At 72.4% G+C, this 16,463-nt stretch carries 13 protein-coding genes; 10 read left to right on the plus strand and 3 right to left on the minus strand.

Going from position 1 to position 16,463, the window contains the following annotated elements; genetic code table 11:
* Positions 1 to 137: 137 nt before the first annotated feature.
* Positions 138 to 1,955, plus strand: a complete 1,818-nt coding sequence (locus HDC93_RS19095) for a DAK2 domain-containing protein (RefSeq protein WP_185012106.1) — start codon at positions 138 to 140, stop codon at positions 1,953 to 1,955.
* Between the two features lie 41 nt (positions 1,956 to 1,996).
* On the opposite strand, the gene HDC93_RS19100 is transcribed toward HDC93_RS19095, so the two are convergent.
* Positions 1,997 to 4,930: a tetratricopeptide repeat protein gene (locus HDC93_RS19100; protein WP_185012107.1), complete on the minus strand. Its 2,934-nt coding sequence runs from the start codon at positions 4,928 to 4,930 to the stop codon at positions 1,997 to 1,999.
* On the minus strand, positions 4,927 to 6,765 hold the full coding sequence (locus HDC93_RS19105) for an HSP90 family protein (protein WP_185012221.1): 1,839 nt from the start codon (positions 6,763 to 6,765) through the stop codon (positions 4,927 to 4,929). The genes HDC93_RS19100 and HDC93_RS19105 overlap by 4 nt, the downstream gene beginning before the upstream one ends.
* A 187-nt stretch (positions 6,766 to 6,952) precedes the next feature.
* Between HDC93_RS19105 and HDC93_RS19110 the strand changes: the two genes are divergently transcribed.
* The 8 genes from HDC93_RS19110 (at position 6,953) to mutM (ending at position 15,380) form a co-directional block, all read left to right on the plus strand.
* Positions 6,953 to 10,186 carry a helicase-related protein gene (locus HDC93_RS19110; RefSeq protein WP_185012108.1) on the plus strand — a complete coding sequence of 1,078 codons (3,234 nt, stop codon included), beginning with the start codon at positions 6,953 to 6,955 and terminating at the stop codon, positions 10,184 to 10,186.
* A gap of 113 nt (positions 10,187 to 10,299) precedes the next feature.
* Positions 10,300 to 10,887, plus strand: a complete 588-nt coding sequence (gene rsmD / locus HDC93_RS19115; protein WP_185012109.1) for a 16S rRNA (guanine(966)-N(2))-methyltransferase RsmD — start codon at positions 10,300 to 10,302, stop codon at positions 10,885 to 10,887.
* A 26-nt stretch (positions 10,888 to 10,913) separates the two neighbouring features.
* Complete coding sequence (gene coaD, locus HDC93_RS19120) at positions 10,914 to 11,393, plus strand: pantetheine-phosphate adenylyltransferase (protein WP_185012222.1); 480 nt, start codon at positions 10,914 to 10,916, stop codon at positions 11,391 to 11,393.
* A 121-nt stretch (positions 11,394 to 11,514) separates the two neighbouring features.
* Positions 11,515 to 12,603, plus strand: coding sequence for a cell division initiation protein (locus HDC93_RS19125; protein ID WP_185012110.1), 1,089 nt, complete (start codon positions 11,515 to 11,517; stop codon positions 12,601 to 12,603).
* A gap of 128 nt (positions 12,604 to 12,731) precedes the next feature.
* Positions 12,732 to 13,382: a DUF177 domain-containing protein gene (locus HDC93_RS19130; protein ID WP_185012111.1), complete on the plus strand. Its 651-nt coding sequence runs from the start codon at positions 12,732 to 12,734 to the stop codon at positions 13,380 to 13,382.
* A gap of 2 nt (positions 13,383 to 13,384) precedes the next feature.
* Positions 13,385 to 13,558: a 50S ribosomal protein L32 gene (gene rpmF / locus HDC93_RS19135; RefSeq protein WP_003951102.1), complete on the plus strand. Its 174-nt coding sequence runs from the start codon at positions 13,385 to 13,387 to the stop codon at positions 13,556 to 13,558.
* Between the two features lie 7 nt (positions 13,559 to 13,565).
* The gene (gene rnc, locus HDC93_RS19140) at positions 13,566 to 14,414 is read left to right on the plus strand and encodes a ribonuclease III (RefSeq protein WP_185012112.1); all 849 of its coding nucleotides are present in this window, start codon (positions 13,566 to 13,568) and stop codon (positions 14,412 to 14,414) included.
* Between the two features lie 105 nt (positions 14,415 to 14,519).
* Positions 14,520 to 15,380, plus strand: a complete 861-nt coding sequence (mutM, locus tag HDC93_RS19145) for a bifunctional DNA-formamidopyrimidine glycosylase/DNA-(apurinic or apyrimidinic site) lyase (RefSeq protein WP_185012113.1) — start codon at positions 14,520 to 14,522, stop codon at positions 15,378 to 15,380.
* On the opposite strand, the gene HDC93_RS19150 is transcribed toward mutM, so the two are convergent.
* Positions 15,370 to 15,768, minus strand: coding sequence for a helix-turn-helix domain-containing protein (locus HDC93_RS19150; protein ID WP_185012114.1), 399 nt, complete (start codon positions 15,766 to 15,768; stop codon positions 15,370 to 15,372). The two genes, mutM and HDC93_RS19150, sit on opposite strands and share 11 nt — an antisense overlap.
* Before the next feature lie 107 nt (positions 15,769 to 15,875).
* On the opposite strand from HDC93_RS19150, the gene HDC93_RS19155 reads away from it, so the two are divergent.
* A complete protein-coding gene (locus HDC93_RS19155; RefSeq protein WP_185012115.1) occupies positions 15,876 to 16,460 on the plus strand; it encodes a flavodoxin family protein in 585 nt (194 codons plus the stop codon).
* Positions 16,461 to 16,463: the final 3 nt, after the last annotated feature.

Below are 16,463 nucleotides of genomic sequence, written 5' to 3' on the forward strand. Positions count from 1 at the left end.
ACCGGAGCAGCATACAACGGCTGCACCCGTAGAACGAAACTACCATGGCAGCTCAGGGGCCCGGCCCCTCCCTCTTCCGGTCGACACCGCCCCGGGGTCTACGCTGCGAGCCACGTCCAGCAGCTCAGGGAGGCGTGGTGGCGCAGGTGCCGCAGACATTCTTCGATGCTCTCGCGGTGCGCACCTGGTGCGGTCTCGCGCTCGAGACACTGGGGCGGGCGCGTGAGGAGATCGACGCGATCAACGTCTATCCGGTGGCGGACGGCGACACCGGCACCAATCTGTATCTGACCGTGGAGTCGGCGGTCGCGGCGGTCGAGGCGGTGTTCGCGGGGCACGCGGCGGGGGCCGAAGCCGCGGTGGGTGCCAAGAGTGCGGGCGCCGGGTTCCCGGATGCCGGGTTCCCGCACACCGCGGGCGTGGACGCCGGGGGCGCGGGAGAGCCGACGCTCGCCGACGCCGCCCGGGCGATGGCGCACGGCGCCCTGATCGGCGCTCGCGGGAACTCCGGGACGATCCTCGCCCAGCTGCTGCGCGGCATGGCCCAGGTGCTGGCGGACGACGACACCGCCCGGGCCGACGGCCGGTGCCTGCGGCTCGCCCTGCGGCACGCGGCCGACTCCGCCCGCCGGGCCGTCGCCCACCCCGTCGAGGGCACCGTCCTCACGGTCGCCTCGGCCGCCGCAGACGCGGCCGACGGCGCGGAGGGCGACTGCGGGACCGTGGCCCGGGCGGCCTACGACGGAGCCCGCACGGCACTCGCCGCGACCCCGGGTCAGCTGCCCGTCCTGGAACGCGCCGGGGTGGTCGACGCCGGCGGGCGGGGACTGGTCGCGGTGCTCGGGGCGCTGGTGGAGACGTTCACGGGGGAGAGGGCGCGGGCGGTGGTGGCAAGCGCGTGCACCGGGCCCGCCGGGGTTCCCCACGCGCGCGTGGACCGCGCCGAAGGCCATGTCCTCGCCGACGGCCACGCCCCGGCCGACGGCGCCCCGGGGGAGTGCGCCGACAGCGCCGCCGTGCCGGGCCAGGAGGGGCCCGCCTTCGAGGTGATCTACCTGCTGGAGGCCGAGGACGCGGCCGTGGAGCGGCTGCGGGGGCGGCTCGACACCCTCGGGGACTCCCTCGTCGTGGTCGGCGGGGACGGGCTGTGGAACGTCCACGTCCATGTCGACGACGCGGGCGCCGCGGTCGAGGCCGGCATCGAGGCCGGGCGGCCCCACCGCATCCGCATCACCCACTTCGGCGCCGGCGACGTCCACACCACCGGGGCCGAGCGGCCGCCCCGGGAGCGCGCCCAGCGGGCCGTCGTGGCCGTCGTGCCCGGCGAGGGCCTGGCCGGGCTGTACGCCGAGGCCGGGGCGACGACCGTGCTCGCCCGCCCCGGGGAGCCGCCCGCGAGCGGCGAGCTCGTCCAGGCCGTACGGCGGGCCCACGCGCGCGAGGTCGTGCTGCTGCCCAACGACGCCGACCTGCGCCACACCGCCGCCGCGGCCGCCGAGCAGGTCCGCACGGAGGGCGTCCGGGTGGCTCTGATCCCGACCCGCTCGGCGGTCCAGGGCATCGCCGCGCTGGCCGTGCACGAGCCGGACCGCCGCTTCGACGAGGACGTCGTGTCCATGACCTCCGCCGCCGGGGCCACCCGCTACGCCGAGGTCACCGTCGCCGAACGCCAGTCCTGGACGATGGCGGGCATCTGCCAGGCCGGTGACGTCCTGGGCCTGATCGACGGGGACGTGGCCGTGATCGGTTCGGACCTCGCGGTGACGGCCGAGACCGTCCTGGACCGCATGCTCTCGGCCGGGGGCGAGATGGTCACCCTCGTCCTCGGCGACGACGTCCCCGACAGCGTCGCCGGGCACCTGGAGGGCCGGGTCCGCGAGGGGTACCTCGCCGTCGACACGGTCGTCTACCGGGGCGGACGACAGGGGGCCCTGCTGCTCATCGGCGTGGAGTAGGGCGGGCCTTCCGCGGGGGCGTGCGGCAGGCCGGCGCCTCCTCAGTGCGGCCGCTCCGTCAACAGCCGGAGCAGCTGCTCCGCCTCCGCCCGGCGGGCCCGCACCGCCTCGCCGTCCCCGTCGCCGGTCACCGCGCCGTCGTACCCCTCGTACGCCGCCAGCACCGCACGCGCGCGTGCCGCCGCGTCGGCGGGGCGGTCCAGGTCGGCCTCCAGCCGTCCCGCTGCCAGTTCCGCGCCGGTGCGGCTGTGCAGGGCGCCGTCCCCGAGGGAGGCGAACACGCCGACTGCCTGGACCACTTGGGCCAGCGCCTCCTCGAACAGGTGCCGGACCGGGGCGTCCTCGGCGTCCTCGACGGCGGACCGGGCCAGCAGGTCGCCGAACTGACCGTGCGTGTGGCCGAGTTCGGCGACGAGCTGCTGCCGGGACTCCTCGTCGGGTGCCGCTTCCCGTGCCGCCTCGCACTCCCGGACCGCCTCCGCCATCAGGCCGCGCGCCTCGTCCAGCCCGCCCTCCGCCCGCAGGGCCAGCCAGGCGCGGGCGCGCAGGGAGCGGATCAGGCCGTGGGTGTTGCCGAGCGCGCGCCACAGGTCGCCCGCGCGGGCGTAGGCCTGGTTCGCCTCGGCCGCCAGTCCGGCCTGCCCGAGGGACTCCCCGGCCAGATGGGCGAGGGTCGCGTGGTCGTGCTGCTCGGGCCAGTGCCGGGCGATCTCGGCGGCCTGCAGGCGCCGTTCGGCGGCGGCGCGGTGCTCGCCGAGCTCGCTCAGACAGTCACCGAGCCACCACTGCGTCTGCACGACCGCCCCGTCGCCGTGCGTCTCTGCGGTCAGGTCGGGCAGGGCCGCCTCCAGCACCTCCGCGGCCTCGGCCCACCGGCCCTGCCGCAGCAGGAACCCGCCGAGCTGCTGTCGCGCCCAGGCACCCAGCGTCGCCGACTCGCCCGCCTCGTCGGCCCAGTGGGCGGCCTCCAGGGCGTGCTCGGCGGCCTCCACGGCGTCGCCCCGGCCGCCCACGACCTCCCCGAGCTGGAGGTGCAGCTGGGCCCGCCCGGGCGCCTCCAGCTGCTGTCCGCCGTGCTCCAGGGCCGCCCGCAGCGCCCGTTCCGCCTCCGCCACGTCGCCGAGGTGGTGGGCGAGGGAGGCCAGCCGGGCCTCGTACTCCACCGCGAACCACGGCAGCCCCGCCGCGACGAACGCCGACGCGCCCCGGGCGAACAGCTCCGCGGCCGTCTCCAGATCCCCGGCCAGCCCCGCCAGCTCCCCGAGCATCGTCTGCGCCTCGGCGATCCGCGCGGCCAGCCGCACGTCGTCCCCGGTCCGCCCGTCGACGAGTGCGAGGACCTCCCGGACGGCGGCCTCGGCCTCGGCGAGGACCGCCCCGTCGCCCTCACCGGCGTGCGCGCGGCGCGTCAGGATCCGCGCCCGGCTCATCACGACGGACGCCGTCTGCCGTATCCCCGTGCCGTCGGCGGCGTACAGCGCGAGGACCTCGTCGTAGAGGCCGGTCACCGCCACGGCGGCGCCGTCCACGTCCCCTGCGAGCGCACGGACGTACGCCCCACGCGCGCGTGCCGCCAGGGCCTCGCCCAGGTCGCCCGCCTGCGCGTAGAGCCCGGCGGCCCGTTCGAAGAGGTCGGCCCCCTCGGGGCCGAGGGCCATCGCCTCGTGGTCGGCCATCTCGGCACGGTCGCGCGGGTCCAGCCCGACGCCCTCCGCGGCCTCGGCGGCCGCCGCCCACGCCTCCACGGCGTTCGGCCGCAGGTGGTCCGACAGCCGCCGGGCCTCGGCCAGCAGTGCGGGCAGATCCGGCTGCCCGGTGACCGGAACCGGAGCCGCGGCGGGAGCGCGCGGGGGAGCCGGCCGTACCGACCGCACGCCCAGTGGCAGCCGCTCCACCAGCGGTTGCCGCGCCATACGCGCGCGTGCCCGCTCGCTCACGTGCGCCGTGCCGTTGCGTTCGTCGAAACGCGCCGCCAGGGCGAGGGCCTCCCCGCGCGCGTGCGGGGCGAGTTCGCGGGCGGTCCACTCCCGCCCGGCCGGACCCGGCACCTGCCGGTCGCCCAGCCCGAGCACGGTCAGCCGGTCCATGAGCAGGGCCACCACGCTCATGAAGTCCAGCCTGCTCCGCGGCTGCCCGTCGTCCGTGAAGTACGCCGGACGCTCCGCGAGCAGCTCCAGACCCCGCGCCTCGTTGCCGGTCAGCGCGCAGAACTCCACGTGGTCCGCGTACGCGCCGCGCATGCTCTCCATCGCCCGGACGAGCCGGAAGCCCCGCAGATGGCAGGCCCGGGCCTCGTCGAGGCGGCCCAGCCGCAACAGCGGCACCAGGCAGGACGCGAGGGCCGTGTGCGGCTCGTGGGCGCAGGCGTACTCGCCCTCCAGCACCGGCCGCCACAGTTCCAGCGCCTCGGCGTCCCGCCCCTGCTCCGCCTGCCACCAGCCCTGGCCGTGCAGTTCGCAGGCGTGGCAGTCGGCCATGGCGTCCCGGTCGGCGGCCAGCCACGCGGCGTACGCCCGCTCGGCCCGCGCCACGTCCCCGACATGCGCGGCCACGCTGTGCTCGGCGCTGCGCACGGCCCGCTCGGAGTGCCCGGCGAGCCGGTAGCGGTGCTCCATCTCGCCGAGCCACTTCTCGATCGACGCCAGCGGGATGTGCGGCTGGTCGAGCATTCCGGCCGAGACCCATTTGAAGACCCAGTGCAGCGAGTGGGTCTCGTACTCGTCGAAGTCCTCGGGCCGTTCGTCCCACATGCGCAGCAGCCGCGAGAAGGGGACGAACATCTTCCCCTTTTCGGAGCTGTAGTTGTAGACCTTCAGCTGGTGCCCGAGCGCCTCGATCACGGCGAGCGGGATGTTCAGCTTCTCGGCCGCCGTCAGCAGCTCCTCCGCGCGCGTGTTGCGGGCCGGCCCCTCCGGCTGCTCGGAGTTCTCCGCCATCGCCCTGCGCAGGGCGTCGAGGTCCGTGATCTCGCTCATGCCTGACCGTCCTCGCTGTGCGTGGCCCACTCCAGGAGACCGATGAACGCGCGGTTGAGCAGCGCCGAGTCGGCCGGCCTGAGCGGCCGCTGCGCCATCAGCAGCGCCTGCCCGTACAGCGACTCCGCGGCCGTTCCGATCAGCTCCGTGTCGGGCAGCGCGCTGATCCTCCGCACGAGCGGGTTGAGATGGTTCAGCACCAGACGGGCGCGGGGCGCGCTGCCCCGCAGGGAGCCGAGGATGCCCGCCCACAGGTCGTCGGCCTGCGCCTCGGCGTCCGCCCGGGCCTGCTCGTGCCGGGCGTCCCGGTCGTCGAGGTGCAGCGCGGGCACGGACAGCGGGTGGAAGGACCGCAGCACGACGTCACAGCCCAGCGGGTCGAGCCGGGCCCGGGCCGCCGCCAGGAAGCCCGACAGGGCCAGCTCCTCGGCCGGGTCGACCGCGTCCAGATGCGCGGTGACCGTCTCCGCGTCCAGCTCGGCGACCACGGTGCCCGGCCGCACCGACGGCAGCGCCTGAACCAGCTCGCTGTCGTAGGTGTAGCCGCCGTTGATCACGCCGATGCCCTGCGCGGACGCGATCGGCGCGACCTGCCGGTACTCCTCGACGGTCCGCGTGAAGTGCACCACCGCGTGCCGCTGCGCGAACTCCTCCAGGGACAGCCGCCCGTCGGTCGTCTCGAACGGCAGCCACGGCAGCATCGTGCGCAGCATCTCCCGGTCGTGCCGGGCCAGCGACTTCACACCCAGGTGGTGCACCGCGAGGAACGCCGCCAGCCGCTCCGGATCACCGGCCGCCAACCCGGTGAGCCAGGCCCGGATCCGCTCACCCAGCGCCTCCCGCACCCCGGCCAGCGTCTCGTCCTCGTACAGCGCCTCGCGGGACGCCGTGGGCCGCAGACTGTCCGTGTCGAGCACACAGCGCACGAAGAACGCCCAGTCGGGCAGCAGCTGTTCGGCCCGCTCGGTCAGCAGCATGCCCTTCAGGTGCACCCGGTGACCGGCGCGCTGGGCCGGGCTCACAGCCGACGGCAGCACGTACGCCACCCCGCGGATGCCGGCCAGCGGCACGGACAGGTCGATGGTGTCCAGCGGGGTGAAGCCGAACAGGTCGTTGCAGTGCCGGGCGAGGGCGACGCGGCGCGCGGCCGGGCCCGGGTACGGCCGGTCCCAGGGCGCCGGGAGGTCGGTGACCGCCTCGTCGCCGACCCGGACGTCGTACGGCAGCAGCGACCCGAAGTCCCGGGCCAGCTCCGCGACCCGCCTGGGCGCCAGCCACTCCGCGGCCCCCGCCCGGGCCACCAGATGCACGGTCGTGCCCGGTTCGGGCCGCTCGGCGTCCGGCAGCGTCCGCACCGTGTAGGAACCGTCGTCGGACGCCGTCCACTCCACCGGCGGCGCCCCGGGCGTACGGGCACTGCGGCTGACGACCCGGATCCGCTCGGCGACCACGAAACAGGCCAGCAGCCCGATGCCGAACTGCCCCAGGAAGTCGGACCGGGCCTCCTCCAGCCCCTCGGCGCGCTTGGAACTGCGCCCGATGGTGGCCAGCAGACTGTGCACGTCCGCCTCGGTGAGCCCCACGCCGGTGTCCTCGACACGCAGGGCGCCGTCCTCGGCGTGCAGCCGCACCCGGGCAGGGGCGCCGGGCTCGTCCGTGCGTCGGGCCGTGACGGCGTCCACGGCGTTCTGCAGCAGCTCGCGCAGATACACCTTGGGACTGGAGTAGAGGTGGTGGGAGAGCAGGTCCACCAGACCACGCAGGTCGACCTGGAACGTATGAGGTGACTGGGGCGAAGGGGAGGGCTGGGATGCCTGTGAGGTCTGGGAGTCCATCTTCACGGCGCCGGTGGGGGACTCGCGACGGCGCGGGGTCGGGCGGCCCCGGTGGGGCGGTGACCGCGGATGAGGGCCGGGAGCGCGTCATCCTAAGGCCCGAACCACCCGCCTGACCAGGGGTTTCCGGGATCTTTACGGCGATCCGGCCGTGGCCTGGAAGCCATTGTCAGTGGCGTGGTGTGCAATGGATCTCGTGCCCGCACTGGAAGAACCCCTGCGACAACCGCTGAAGTCGGTGCTCGGCCCCGCCACCGCGAAGGTGATGGCCGAGCATCTCGGCCTGCTCACCGTCGGCGACCTCCTGCACCACTACCCGCGCAGATACGAGGAGCGCGGACAGCTCACCCACCTCGCCGACCTCCCCATGGACGAGCACGTCACGGTGGTCGCGCAGGTCGCCGACGCCCGCCTGCACACCTTCGCCTCCGCCAAGGCCCCGCGCGGCAAGGGCCAGCGCCTTGAGGTCACGATCACGGACGGCAGCGGCCGGCTCCAACTGGTCTTCTTCGGCGCGGGCGTCCACAAGCCCCACAAGGAACTCCTGCCGGGCACCCGCGCGATGTTCGCGGGCAAGGTCTCCGTCTTCAACCGCCGTCTCCAACTCGCGCACCCCGCCTACGAGTTGCTGCGCGGCGACCCGGAGGAGTCCGTCGAGACCTGGGCGGGCGCCCTGATTCCGATCTACCCCGCCACCGCCAAACTCGAGTCCTGGAAGATCGGCAAGGCGATCCAGACGGTCCTGCCCACCGCCCAGGAGGCCGTCGACCCGCTTCCGGACACCCTGCGCGAGGGCCGCGGCCTGGTCCCGCTCCCCGAAGCCCTCCTCAAGATCCACCGCCCGCACACCAGGGCCGACATCGAGGACGCCCGCGCCCGCCTCAAGTGGGACGAGGCCTTCGTCCTCCAGGTCGCCCTGGCCCGCCGCCGCCACGCGGACACCCAGCTCCCCGCCGTCCCGCGCAAGCCGTCCCCCGACGGCCTCCTCACCGCCTTCGACGCCCGCCTCCCCTTCACCCTCACCGACGGCCAGCAGCGCGTCTCCAGAGAGATCTTCGACGACCTGGCCACCGACCATCCGATGCACCGGCTGTTGCAGGGGGAGGTCGGTTCGGGCAAGGCCCAGCCTCTCGACGCGCAGGTGCTCACACCGTCGGGCTTCCGCCGCATGGGAGATCTGCGGGTGGGTGACGAGGTGGTGGTGCCGGACGGAGGAGTCGGGCTGATCGATGGTGTCTTCCCGCAGGGTGAGCGCGATGTGTGGCGCTTGGTCCTGTCCGACGGGAGTTCCGTCGAGTGCGACGACGAGCATCTCTGGATCGTCGGCACGAGCTGTGGTCGGCACCGTGGCCAGACTCCCAAGGTCATGACGGCCCGGGAGATCCGCCTCGACACGTTCAAGGCCGACGGCTCCTCGAAGTGGTACATCCCTCCCGCGAAGCCGGTCGACCTCGGTCGCGACGCCGGGCTGCCCCTCGACCCTTACCTGATCGGACTGCTGCTGGGAGATGGTTCATTCCGGCACGATCTCCGTCTCTCCATCATCGACGACGAGATCCGTGAGGCGGTGGCGGCGGCAGTGGCACCCGATTGCCTGCTGGTACCGGTGAAGGGCTCACACGGTGACTACACGATCCAGCTCAAGCAACGCGCCGGAGGCGTGCGCAACCCGGTGATCCAGAGCTTGCACGAGTTGGGCCTCTGGGGAAGGACGTCCCACGACAAGTTCGTCCCTCCGGCTTTCAAGATCGCTTCGATCAAGGACCGTCTCGCCGTCCTGCAGGGGCTTCTGGACACGGCCGGGACCGTCAAGGCCGATGGCATGAGCATCTCCCTCTGCTCGGCTTCAAGCCGACTCGCGGAGGACGTCGCATGGCTCGTGCGCTCTTTGGGCGGCCGGGCACGCGTGCGGCCGCACAAGGCCGCGTACGACGTGCAGGTGTCCCTGCCGGACGCGTACGCCCCGTTCCGGCTCACCCGCAAAGCCGAACGCGTACGTCCAAGGCCGAAATGCAACACGTTCCGGCGCGGCATCCGGGCCGTCGAGTACGTGGGGCGGAAGCCCGTTCAGTGCATCAGCGTCGCCCACCCCAGCCATGCCTACGTCACGGACAACTTCACCGTCACCCACAACACCATGGTCGCGCTGCGCGCCATGCTCGCCGTGGTCGACGCCGGGGGGCAGGCCGCCATGCTCGCGCCCACCGAAGTGCTCGCGCAGCAGCACCACCGGTCCGTCGTCGAGATGATGGGCGAGCTGGCCGAGGGCGGCATGCTGGGCGGGGCCGAGCAGGCCACCAAGGTCGTGCTGCTCACCGGTTCCATGGGAGCGGCCGCCCGGCGGCACGCCCTGCTCGACCTCACCACCGGCGAGGCCGGCATCGTCATCGGCACGCACGCGCTGATCGAGGACAAGGTGCAGTTCCACGACCTGGGCCTGGTCGTGGTCGACGAACAGCACCGCTTCGGCGTCGAGCAGCGCGACGCCCTGCGCGGCAAGGGCAAACAGCCCCCGCATCTGCTGGTCATGACCGCCACGCCCATCCCGCGCACGGTCGCCATGACCGTCTTCGGCGACCTGGAGACCTCCGTCCTCGACCAGCTCCCGGCCGGCCGCTCGCCGATCGCCAGCCATGTGGTCCCGGCCGCCGACAAGCCCCACTTCCTGTCCCGCGCGTGGGAAAGGGTCCGCGAGGAGGTGGAGAACGGCCACCAGGCCTACGTGGTCTGCCCCCGCATCGGCGACGAGGAGGACGACCCCAAGAAGTCCGCCAAGAAGAAGTCCCCGGAGGACGAGGCGGAGAAGCGCCCGCCCCTCGCCGTCCTCGACGTGGCCGGCCACCTGTCCAAGGGGCCCCTGCAGGGCCTGCGGGTGGAGGTGCTCCACGGCAGGATGCACCCCGACGACAAGGACGCCGTCATGCGCCGCTTCGCCGCCGGCGAGACCCACGTCCTGGTCGCCACGACGGTCATCGAGGTCGGCGTCAACGTCCCCAACGCCACCGCCATGGTGATCATGGACGCCGACCGCTTCGGCGTCTCCCAGCTCCACCAGCTGCGCGGCCGCGTCGGCCGTGGCTCGGCCCCCGGCCTCTGCCTCCTGGTCACCGAGATGCCCGAGGCGAGCCCGGCCCGCCAGCGCCTGGGCGCGGTCGCCTCCACGCTCGACGGCTTCGAACTCTCCCGCATCGACCTGGAACAACGCCGCGAGGGCGACGTCCTCGGCCAGGCCCAGTCGGGTGCCAGGACCTCCCTGAAGGTCCTCGCAGTCATCGAGGACGAGGAGATCATCGCGGAGGCGAGGGAGGAAGCGACGGCGGTGGTCGCAGGCGACCCGGAGCTGACCCACCTCCCGGCCCTGCGCACGGCCCTGGACGCCCTCCTGGACGAGGAGAGGGAACAGTACCTGGAGAAGGGGTGAGGGTGACTGACCCTTCTTGAGGGGCGCGGGGCTGTAACTCATATGCGGCTACCGCCGCGCGGGCGTGACCAGCCACACTGATACCTGAAGCCGCCCACGACCAAGGACCACAGATGACCCGCGTGATCGCCGGCACAGCCGGCGGACGTCGACTCGCCGTACCGCCCGGCACCGGCACCCGCCCCACCTCCGACCGCGCACGCGAAGGCCTCTTCTCCACCTGGCAGTCCCTCCTCGGCGGCCCCATGGAGGGCGAGCGAGTCCTCGACCTCTACACCGGCTCGGGCGCCGTGGGCCTGGAGGCCCTCTCCCGGGGCGCCGGCCACACCCTCCTCGTCGAAGCCGACGCCAAGGCCGTCCGAACGGTCCGCGAGAACGTCAAGAACCTCGGCCTCCCCGGCGCCGAGGTCAGAGCGGGCAAAGCGGAGCAGATCATCCGCACGACACCCCCCGGCGACCCCTACGACCTCGTCTTCCTCGACCCCCCGTACGCCGTCACGGACGACGATCTTCGGGAGATCCTCCTCACACTCCGCACCGAGGGCTGGCTCGCCGAGGAAGCCCTCGTCACCGTGGAGCGCAGCACCAGAGGCGGTGCATTCCGGTGGCCCGCAGGCTTCGAACCCCTGAGGGCCCGTCGCTACGGCGAGGGAACGCTTTGGTACGGTCGCGCCGCCTCTACGTGCGAAGACGCACGATGACCGGACCGGAGAGCGAGGGATCACAAGTGCGCCGCGCCGTCTGTCCCGGGTCGTTCGACCCGATCACCAACGGACACCTCGACATCATCTCCCGCGCCTCCAGGCTGTACGACGAGGTCTATGTCGCGGTGATGATCAACCAGGCCAAGAAGGGCCTGTTCGAGATCGAGGAGCGGATCGACCTGATCCGCCGGGTCACCGCCGAGTACGGCAACGTCCGGGTGGAGGCCTTCCACGGCCTGCTCGTCGACTTCTGCAAGCAGCGCGACATCCCCGCCATCGTCAAGGGCCTGCGCGCGGTCAGCGACTTCGACTACGAGCTGCAGATGGCCCAGATGAACAACGGCCTCTCGGGCGTGGAGACCCTCTTCATCCCCACCAACCCCACCTACAGCTTCCTGTCGTCCTCCCTGGTCAAGGAGGTCGCGACCTGGGGCGGCGACGTCTCCCACCTGGTCCCGGCCGAGGTCCTCGGTGAGCTCACCGAGCGCCTGAGGAAGGACTGAACCGGCCCCGGTCCTCCCTTCGGGGCCTGACTGCCCGTCACCCGGTGTTCGGCGTGGACTCCATGGCCGTACAGTCGTCCCGTCCGTCTCCAACGCATCTGTAGAGAGTGGCGAGCACACGGTGGACGTGCAGAAGAAGCTCGACGAGATCGTCTCCGCGGTCTCCGGCGCCAGGTCCATGCCCATGTCGGCCTCGTGCGTGGTCAACCGCGCCGACCTGCTCGCGATGCTGGAGGAGGTGCGCGCGGCCCTGCCCGACTCCCTCGCCCAGGCCCAGGAGCTGATCGGCGGCCGCGAGCAGATGGTCGAGCAGGCCCGCCACGAGGCCCAGCAGATCATCGAGAGCGCGCACGCCGAGCGGGGCTCGCTGATCTCCGGCACCGAGATCGCCCGCCGCTCCCAGGCCGAGGCCGACCGGATCCTCGCCGAGGCCCGCCAGGAAGCCGAGGAGATCCGCGCCGAGGCCGACGAGTACGTCGACTCCAAGCTCGCCAACTTCGAGGTCGTCCTCACCAAGACCTTGGGCTCCGTCGGCCGCGGTCGCGAGAAGCTCCTGGGCACCGGCCCCGGCGTCGACGAGCAGGGCTACGAGGACGAGGACGCCCCCGAGCGCAGCCACGACCCGGAGACCCAGCGCCGCAGCGCCGACGAGTACGTCGACGTCAAGCTGGGTGCCTTCGAGGCGGTCCTCGCCAAGACGCTGGAGGCCGTCGGCCGCGGCCGCCAGAAGCTGCACGGCCGGATCGCCACCGACGACCTCGGCTCCCTCGCCGACGACGCGAGCACCGTCCAGCACTCCAGCGACGCCGACTACCTCGCCGACCTGGCCGCCCTCGCCGAGCAGGAGACCCCGGCCGGGCAGCCCGCCCACCAGCAGGACTACGCACAGCCGGCGTACGCCCCGACCGCCGGCTACGCCCCGGCGGGAGGCGACCCGGTCCAGCAGCAGGATCCGTACGGCGGCTACCCGCAGCAGGCCTACGCGGCCCAGCAGGACCCCTACGGCTACCAGCACGCCGATCCCTACGCGTACCAGGGCTACGACCCCCAGCAGGCGGCCTACGACCCGAACCAGGCCCAGCAGCAGGCGCAGCAGCAGGGCCACCACGCCCAGCAGGGGTACGCCCTCGACGAGACCAGCCTCTTCGACACCGGCATGATCAGCGCCGAGCAGTTGCGGGCCTACGAGCAGGGTCGCGGCCAGGGCTGAGCACCGGATTGGGCCGACAGCGAAAGGTCCAGTATCCTGGCTCTTCGGTCGCGCGTACGTCCGCGATCAACGCTGCCCGGGAACACCGAAGGGCAGCATCCCCCGAGCTCACCAGATCGAAAGCAGGAATGGCCCTGAACGCCCGCCTCGACCACCGCAACCCCCTCGTGTTCGACACACACGAGTTGGGCCGGCGGCCTGGTGCGCTGCAGCGCCTGACCCGCACGGTCGACGCTCCCAAGGACCTCGGTATCAAGGGAGTCATCGGAGTGCCGGAAGGCGCCCCGGTGGAGCTCGGACTCCGCCTGGAGTCGGTCATGGAAGGGGTGCTCGTCACAGGCACCGCCCGTGCCGCGGCCGAGGGGGAGTGCGTAAGGTGTCTGGAGCCGCTCGAGCAGGAGCTCGAAGCGGAGTTCCAGGAGATGTTCTCGTACCCTGACGCCGACGACCGGGGCCGCGTGATCGCGGAACCGGGCGACGACGCCGAGGACGACGAGGACAGGCTCTTCCTCGAGGACGGCTTGTTCGACCTCGAGCCCGTGCTGCGTGATGCGGTGGTGCTCGCACTGCCGATGCAGCCGGTGTGCCGGGAAGACTGCCCCGGTCTGTGCGCCGAGTGCGGCGTGCGGCTGGCCGACGACCCGGACCACCACCACGACGCCGTCGACATCCGTTGGGCGGCATTGCAGGGACTCGCCGGCACCATGAAGGACGGCGAGAAGGACGAGATGAGCGGCGCCGAAGCGGAAGCGGGCGTCGACGAGAAGCAGGAGAAGTAGCCGTGGCTGTTCCGAAGCGGAAGATGTCGCGCAGCAACACGCGCCACCGCCGGTCGCAGTGGAAGGCTGCGGTCCCCACCCTGGTTGCGTGCGAGCGCTGCCACGAGCCCAAGCAGCAGCACATCGCGTGCCCGTCTTGCGGCACCTACAACAAGCGCCAGGTCCTCGAGGTCTGAGCGGCTGGTGAGAGGCACTGTGTCCACGCCAAAGAACAAGTCTTCCCGCGCGAGCGGGAGTGCTCCGGCGGACAACCAGGCCTCGTCCCACACGCTTCTGGAAGGGCGGCTCGGGTACAAGCTCGAGTCCGCCCTTCTGGTACGCGCACTGACCCACCGGTCGTACGCATACGAGAACGGCGGTCTGCCGACCAACGAGCGTCTGGAGTTCCTCGGGGACTCCGTCCTCGGCCTCGTGGTCACGGACACGCTGTACCGCACCCACCCCGACCTCCCAGAAGGCCAGTTGGCCAAGCTGCGGGCCGCGGTGGTCAACTCGCGTGCGCTCGCCGAAGTGGGCCGCGGGCTCGACCTGGGCTCCTTCATCCGGCTCGGCCGGGGCGAAGAGGGCACGGGCGGCCGGGACAAGGCGTCCATCCTCGCCGACACGCTGGAAGCAGTGATCGGCGCGGTCTACCTCGACCAGGGACTGGACTCGGCGGCGGAGCTGGTGCACCGCCTGTTCGACCCCCTGATCGAAAAGTCTTCGAACCTCGGAGCCGGCCTGGACTGGAAGACCAGTCTCCAGGAGCTGACCGCGACCGAGGGGCTCGGTGTTCCCGAGTACCTGGTCACGGAGACCGGCCCCGACCATGAGAAGACCTTCACTGCTGCCGCCCGCGTCGGAGGCGTCTCGTACGGCACCGGCACCGGCCGCAGCAAGAAGGAGGCGGAGCAGCAGGCCGCCGAGTCCGCATGGCGGTCCATCCGGGCCGCCGCGGACGAGCGTGCCAAGGCGGCGAAGGCCGCCGAGGAGACGCAGACGGCAGCTGCTCACGCCGCCCGGACGGTCACCGACGGCCCCGCCGACGGCTGACCGCCGCCGCCCCTCTCCGGGGGCGGCACGCACAGCGCACCCGAGCGCCCGCCCCTGCCCGGGGCGGGCGCTCGCGTCATCCACAGGATGTGACTGGGGGACCCCATGCCCGAGTTGCCCGAGGTCGAGGTCGTACGGCGCGGTCTCGAGCGGTGGGTCGCCCACCGGACCGTCGCCGAGGCCGAGGTGCTGCACCCGCGCGCGGTGCGCCGCCATCTCGCGGGCGCGGACGACTTCGCGCACCGCCTGAAGGGCCACCGCATCGGCGTGCCCAGCCGCCGCGGCAAGTACCTGTGGCTGCCCCTGGAGGACACGGACCTCTCGATCCTGGCCCACCTCGGCATGAGCGGCCAGCTGCTGGTGCAGCCGCACACGGCGCCGGACGAGAAGCACCTGCGCATCCGCGTCCGCTTCACGGACACCCTGGACACCGAACTCCGCTTCGTCGACCAGCGCACCTTCGGCGGCCTCTCGCTGCACGAGACCACCCCCGACGGCCTGCCCGACGTCATCGCGCACATCGCCCGGGACCCGCTCGACGAGCTCTTCGACGACGAGGCCTTCCACCAGGCGCTTCGCCGCAAGCGGTCCACGATCAAGCGAGCCCTGCTGGACCAGTCGCTGATCAGCGGCGTCGGCAACATCTACGCGGACGAGGCCCTGTGGCGCGCCCGCATCCACTACGAGCGTCCGACCGCCACCTTCACGCGCCCGCGCACCCTGATGCTGCTGGGCCATGTGCGGGACGTGATGAACGCGGCCCTCTCGGTGGGCGGCACCAGCTTCGACAGCCTGTACGTCAACGTCAACGGCGAGTCGGGGTACTTCGACCGGTCGCTCGACGCGTACGGCCGTGAGGGCCTGCCCTGCCGGCGCTGCGGCACGCCCATGCGACGGCGGCCGTGGATGAACCGGTCGAGCTACTACTGCCCGACGTGCCAGCGGCCGCCGCGGATCACGCCCTAGCGGAGTCGTACCGCTCGCGCGCGGCCAGGACCTCGTCCATGCTGCCCTCCACGAAGTGGATCAGGGCGAGCAGCCGCTCGGCCACGTGGCGCCCCAGCGGCGTCAGTTCGTAGTCCACCCGGGGCGGGTTGGTCGGCTGGGCCTCGCGGTGGACGAGGCCGTCGCGCTCCAGGGCGTGCAGCGTCTGGGACAGCATCTTCTCGCTCACCCCGTCGACGCGACGGCGCAGCTCGTTGAAGCGCAGCGAGCCCTCGTACAGGGCGCCGAGTGTGAGGCCGCCCCAGCGGCCCATGACGTGCTCCAGCGTGCCGCGCGACGGACAGGCCTTGGCGAACACGTTGTACGGGAGGTCGCCGAGCCCCTCCGTGAGCTCCTGGGTGGTGGTCATGTGCCCAGCCTACGCCAGCACAGCGCTAACCAACAGGTTGCACTAACCGCAAGTTAGTGCTTTCCTTTGGTTATCTTCAGCGACCTGCCTATTTCAGGAGTTCTCACGTGACCACCCCTGTTGTCTCCCTCGCCTACCACTCCGGCTACGGCCATACCGCCGTGATCGCCGAGGCCGTCCGTGCCGGTGCCGTCGAGGCGGGTGCCGAAGTGCATCTGATCAGGGTCGGCGAGATCACCGAGGAGCAGTGGGCGGTCCTGGACCGCTCGGACGCCATCGTGTTCGGCTCGCCGACCTACATGGGCACCGCGTCCGGCGCGTTCCACGTCTTCGCGGAGGCCACCTCGAAGCGCTGGGCCACCCAGGCCTGGAAGGACAAGCTGGCCGCGGGCTTCACCAACTCCGCGTCCAAGAGCGGCGACAAGCTGCACACCCTGCAGTACTTCCAGATCCTCGCCGCGCAGCTCGGCATGCACTGGGTCAGCCTCGGCCTGCTCCCGGGCTGGAACAGCAGCACCGGCTCCGAGAACGACCTGAACCGCCTGGGCGTCTTCACCGGCGCGGCCGCTCAGACCAACGCCGACGAGGGCCCGGACGCCGTCCACAAGGCCGACATCGCCACCGCCGAACAGCTGGGCCGGCGCGTGGCGGAGACGGCCAGGGTGTTCCTCAAGGGCCTGGCCGCCGCCTGAGCG

The sequence above is a fragment of the Streptomyces sp. AK010 genome, assembly GCF_014207295.1.
Taxonomy (GTDB): domain Bacteria; phylum Actinomycetota; class Actinomycetes; order Streptomycetales; family Streptomycetaceae; genus Streptomyces; species Streptomyces massasporeus.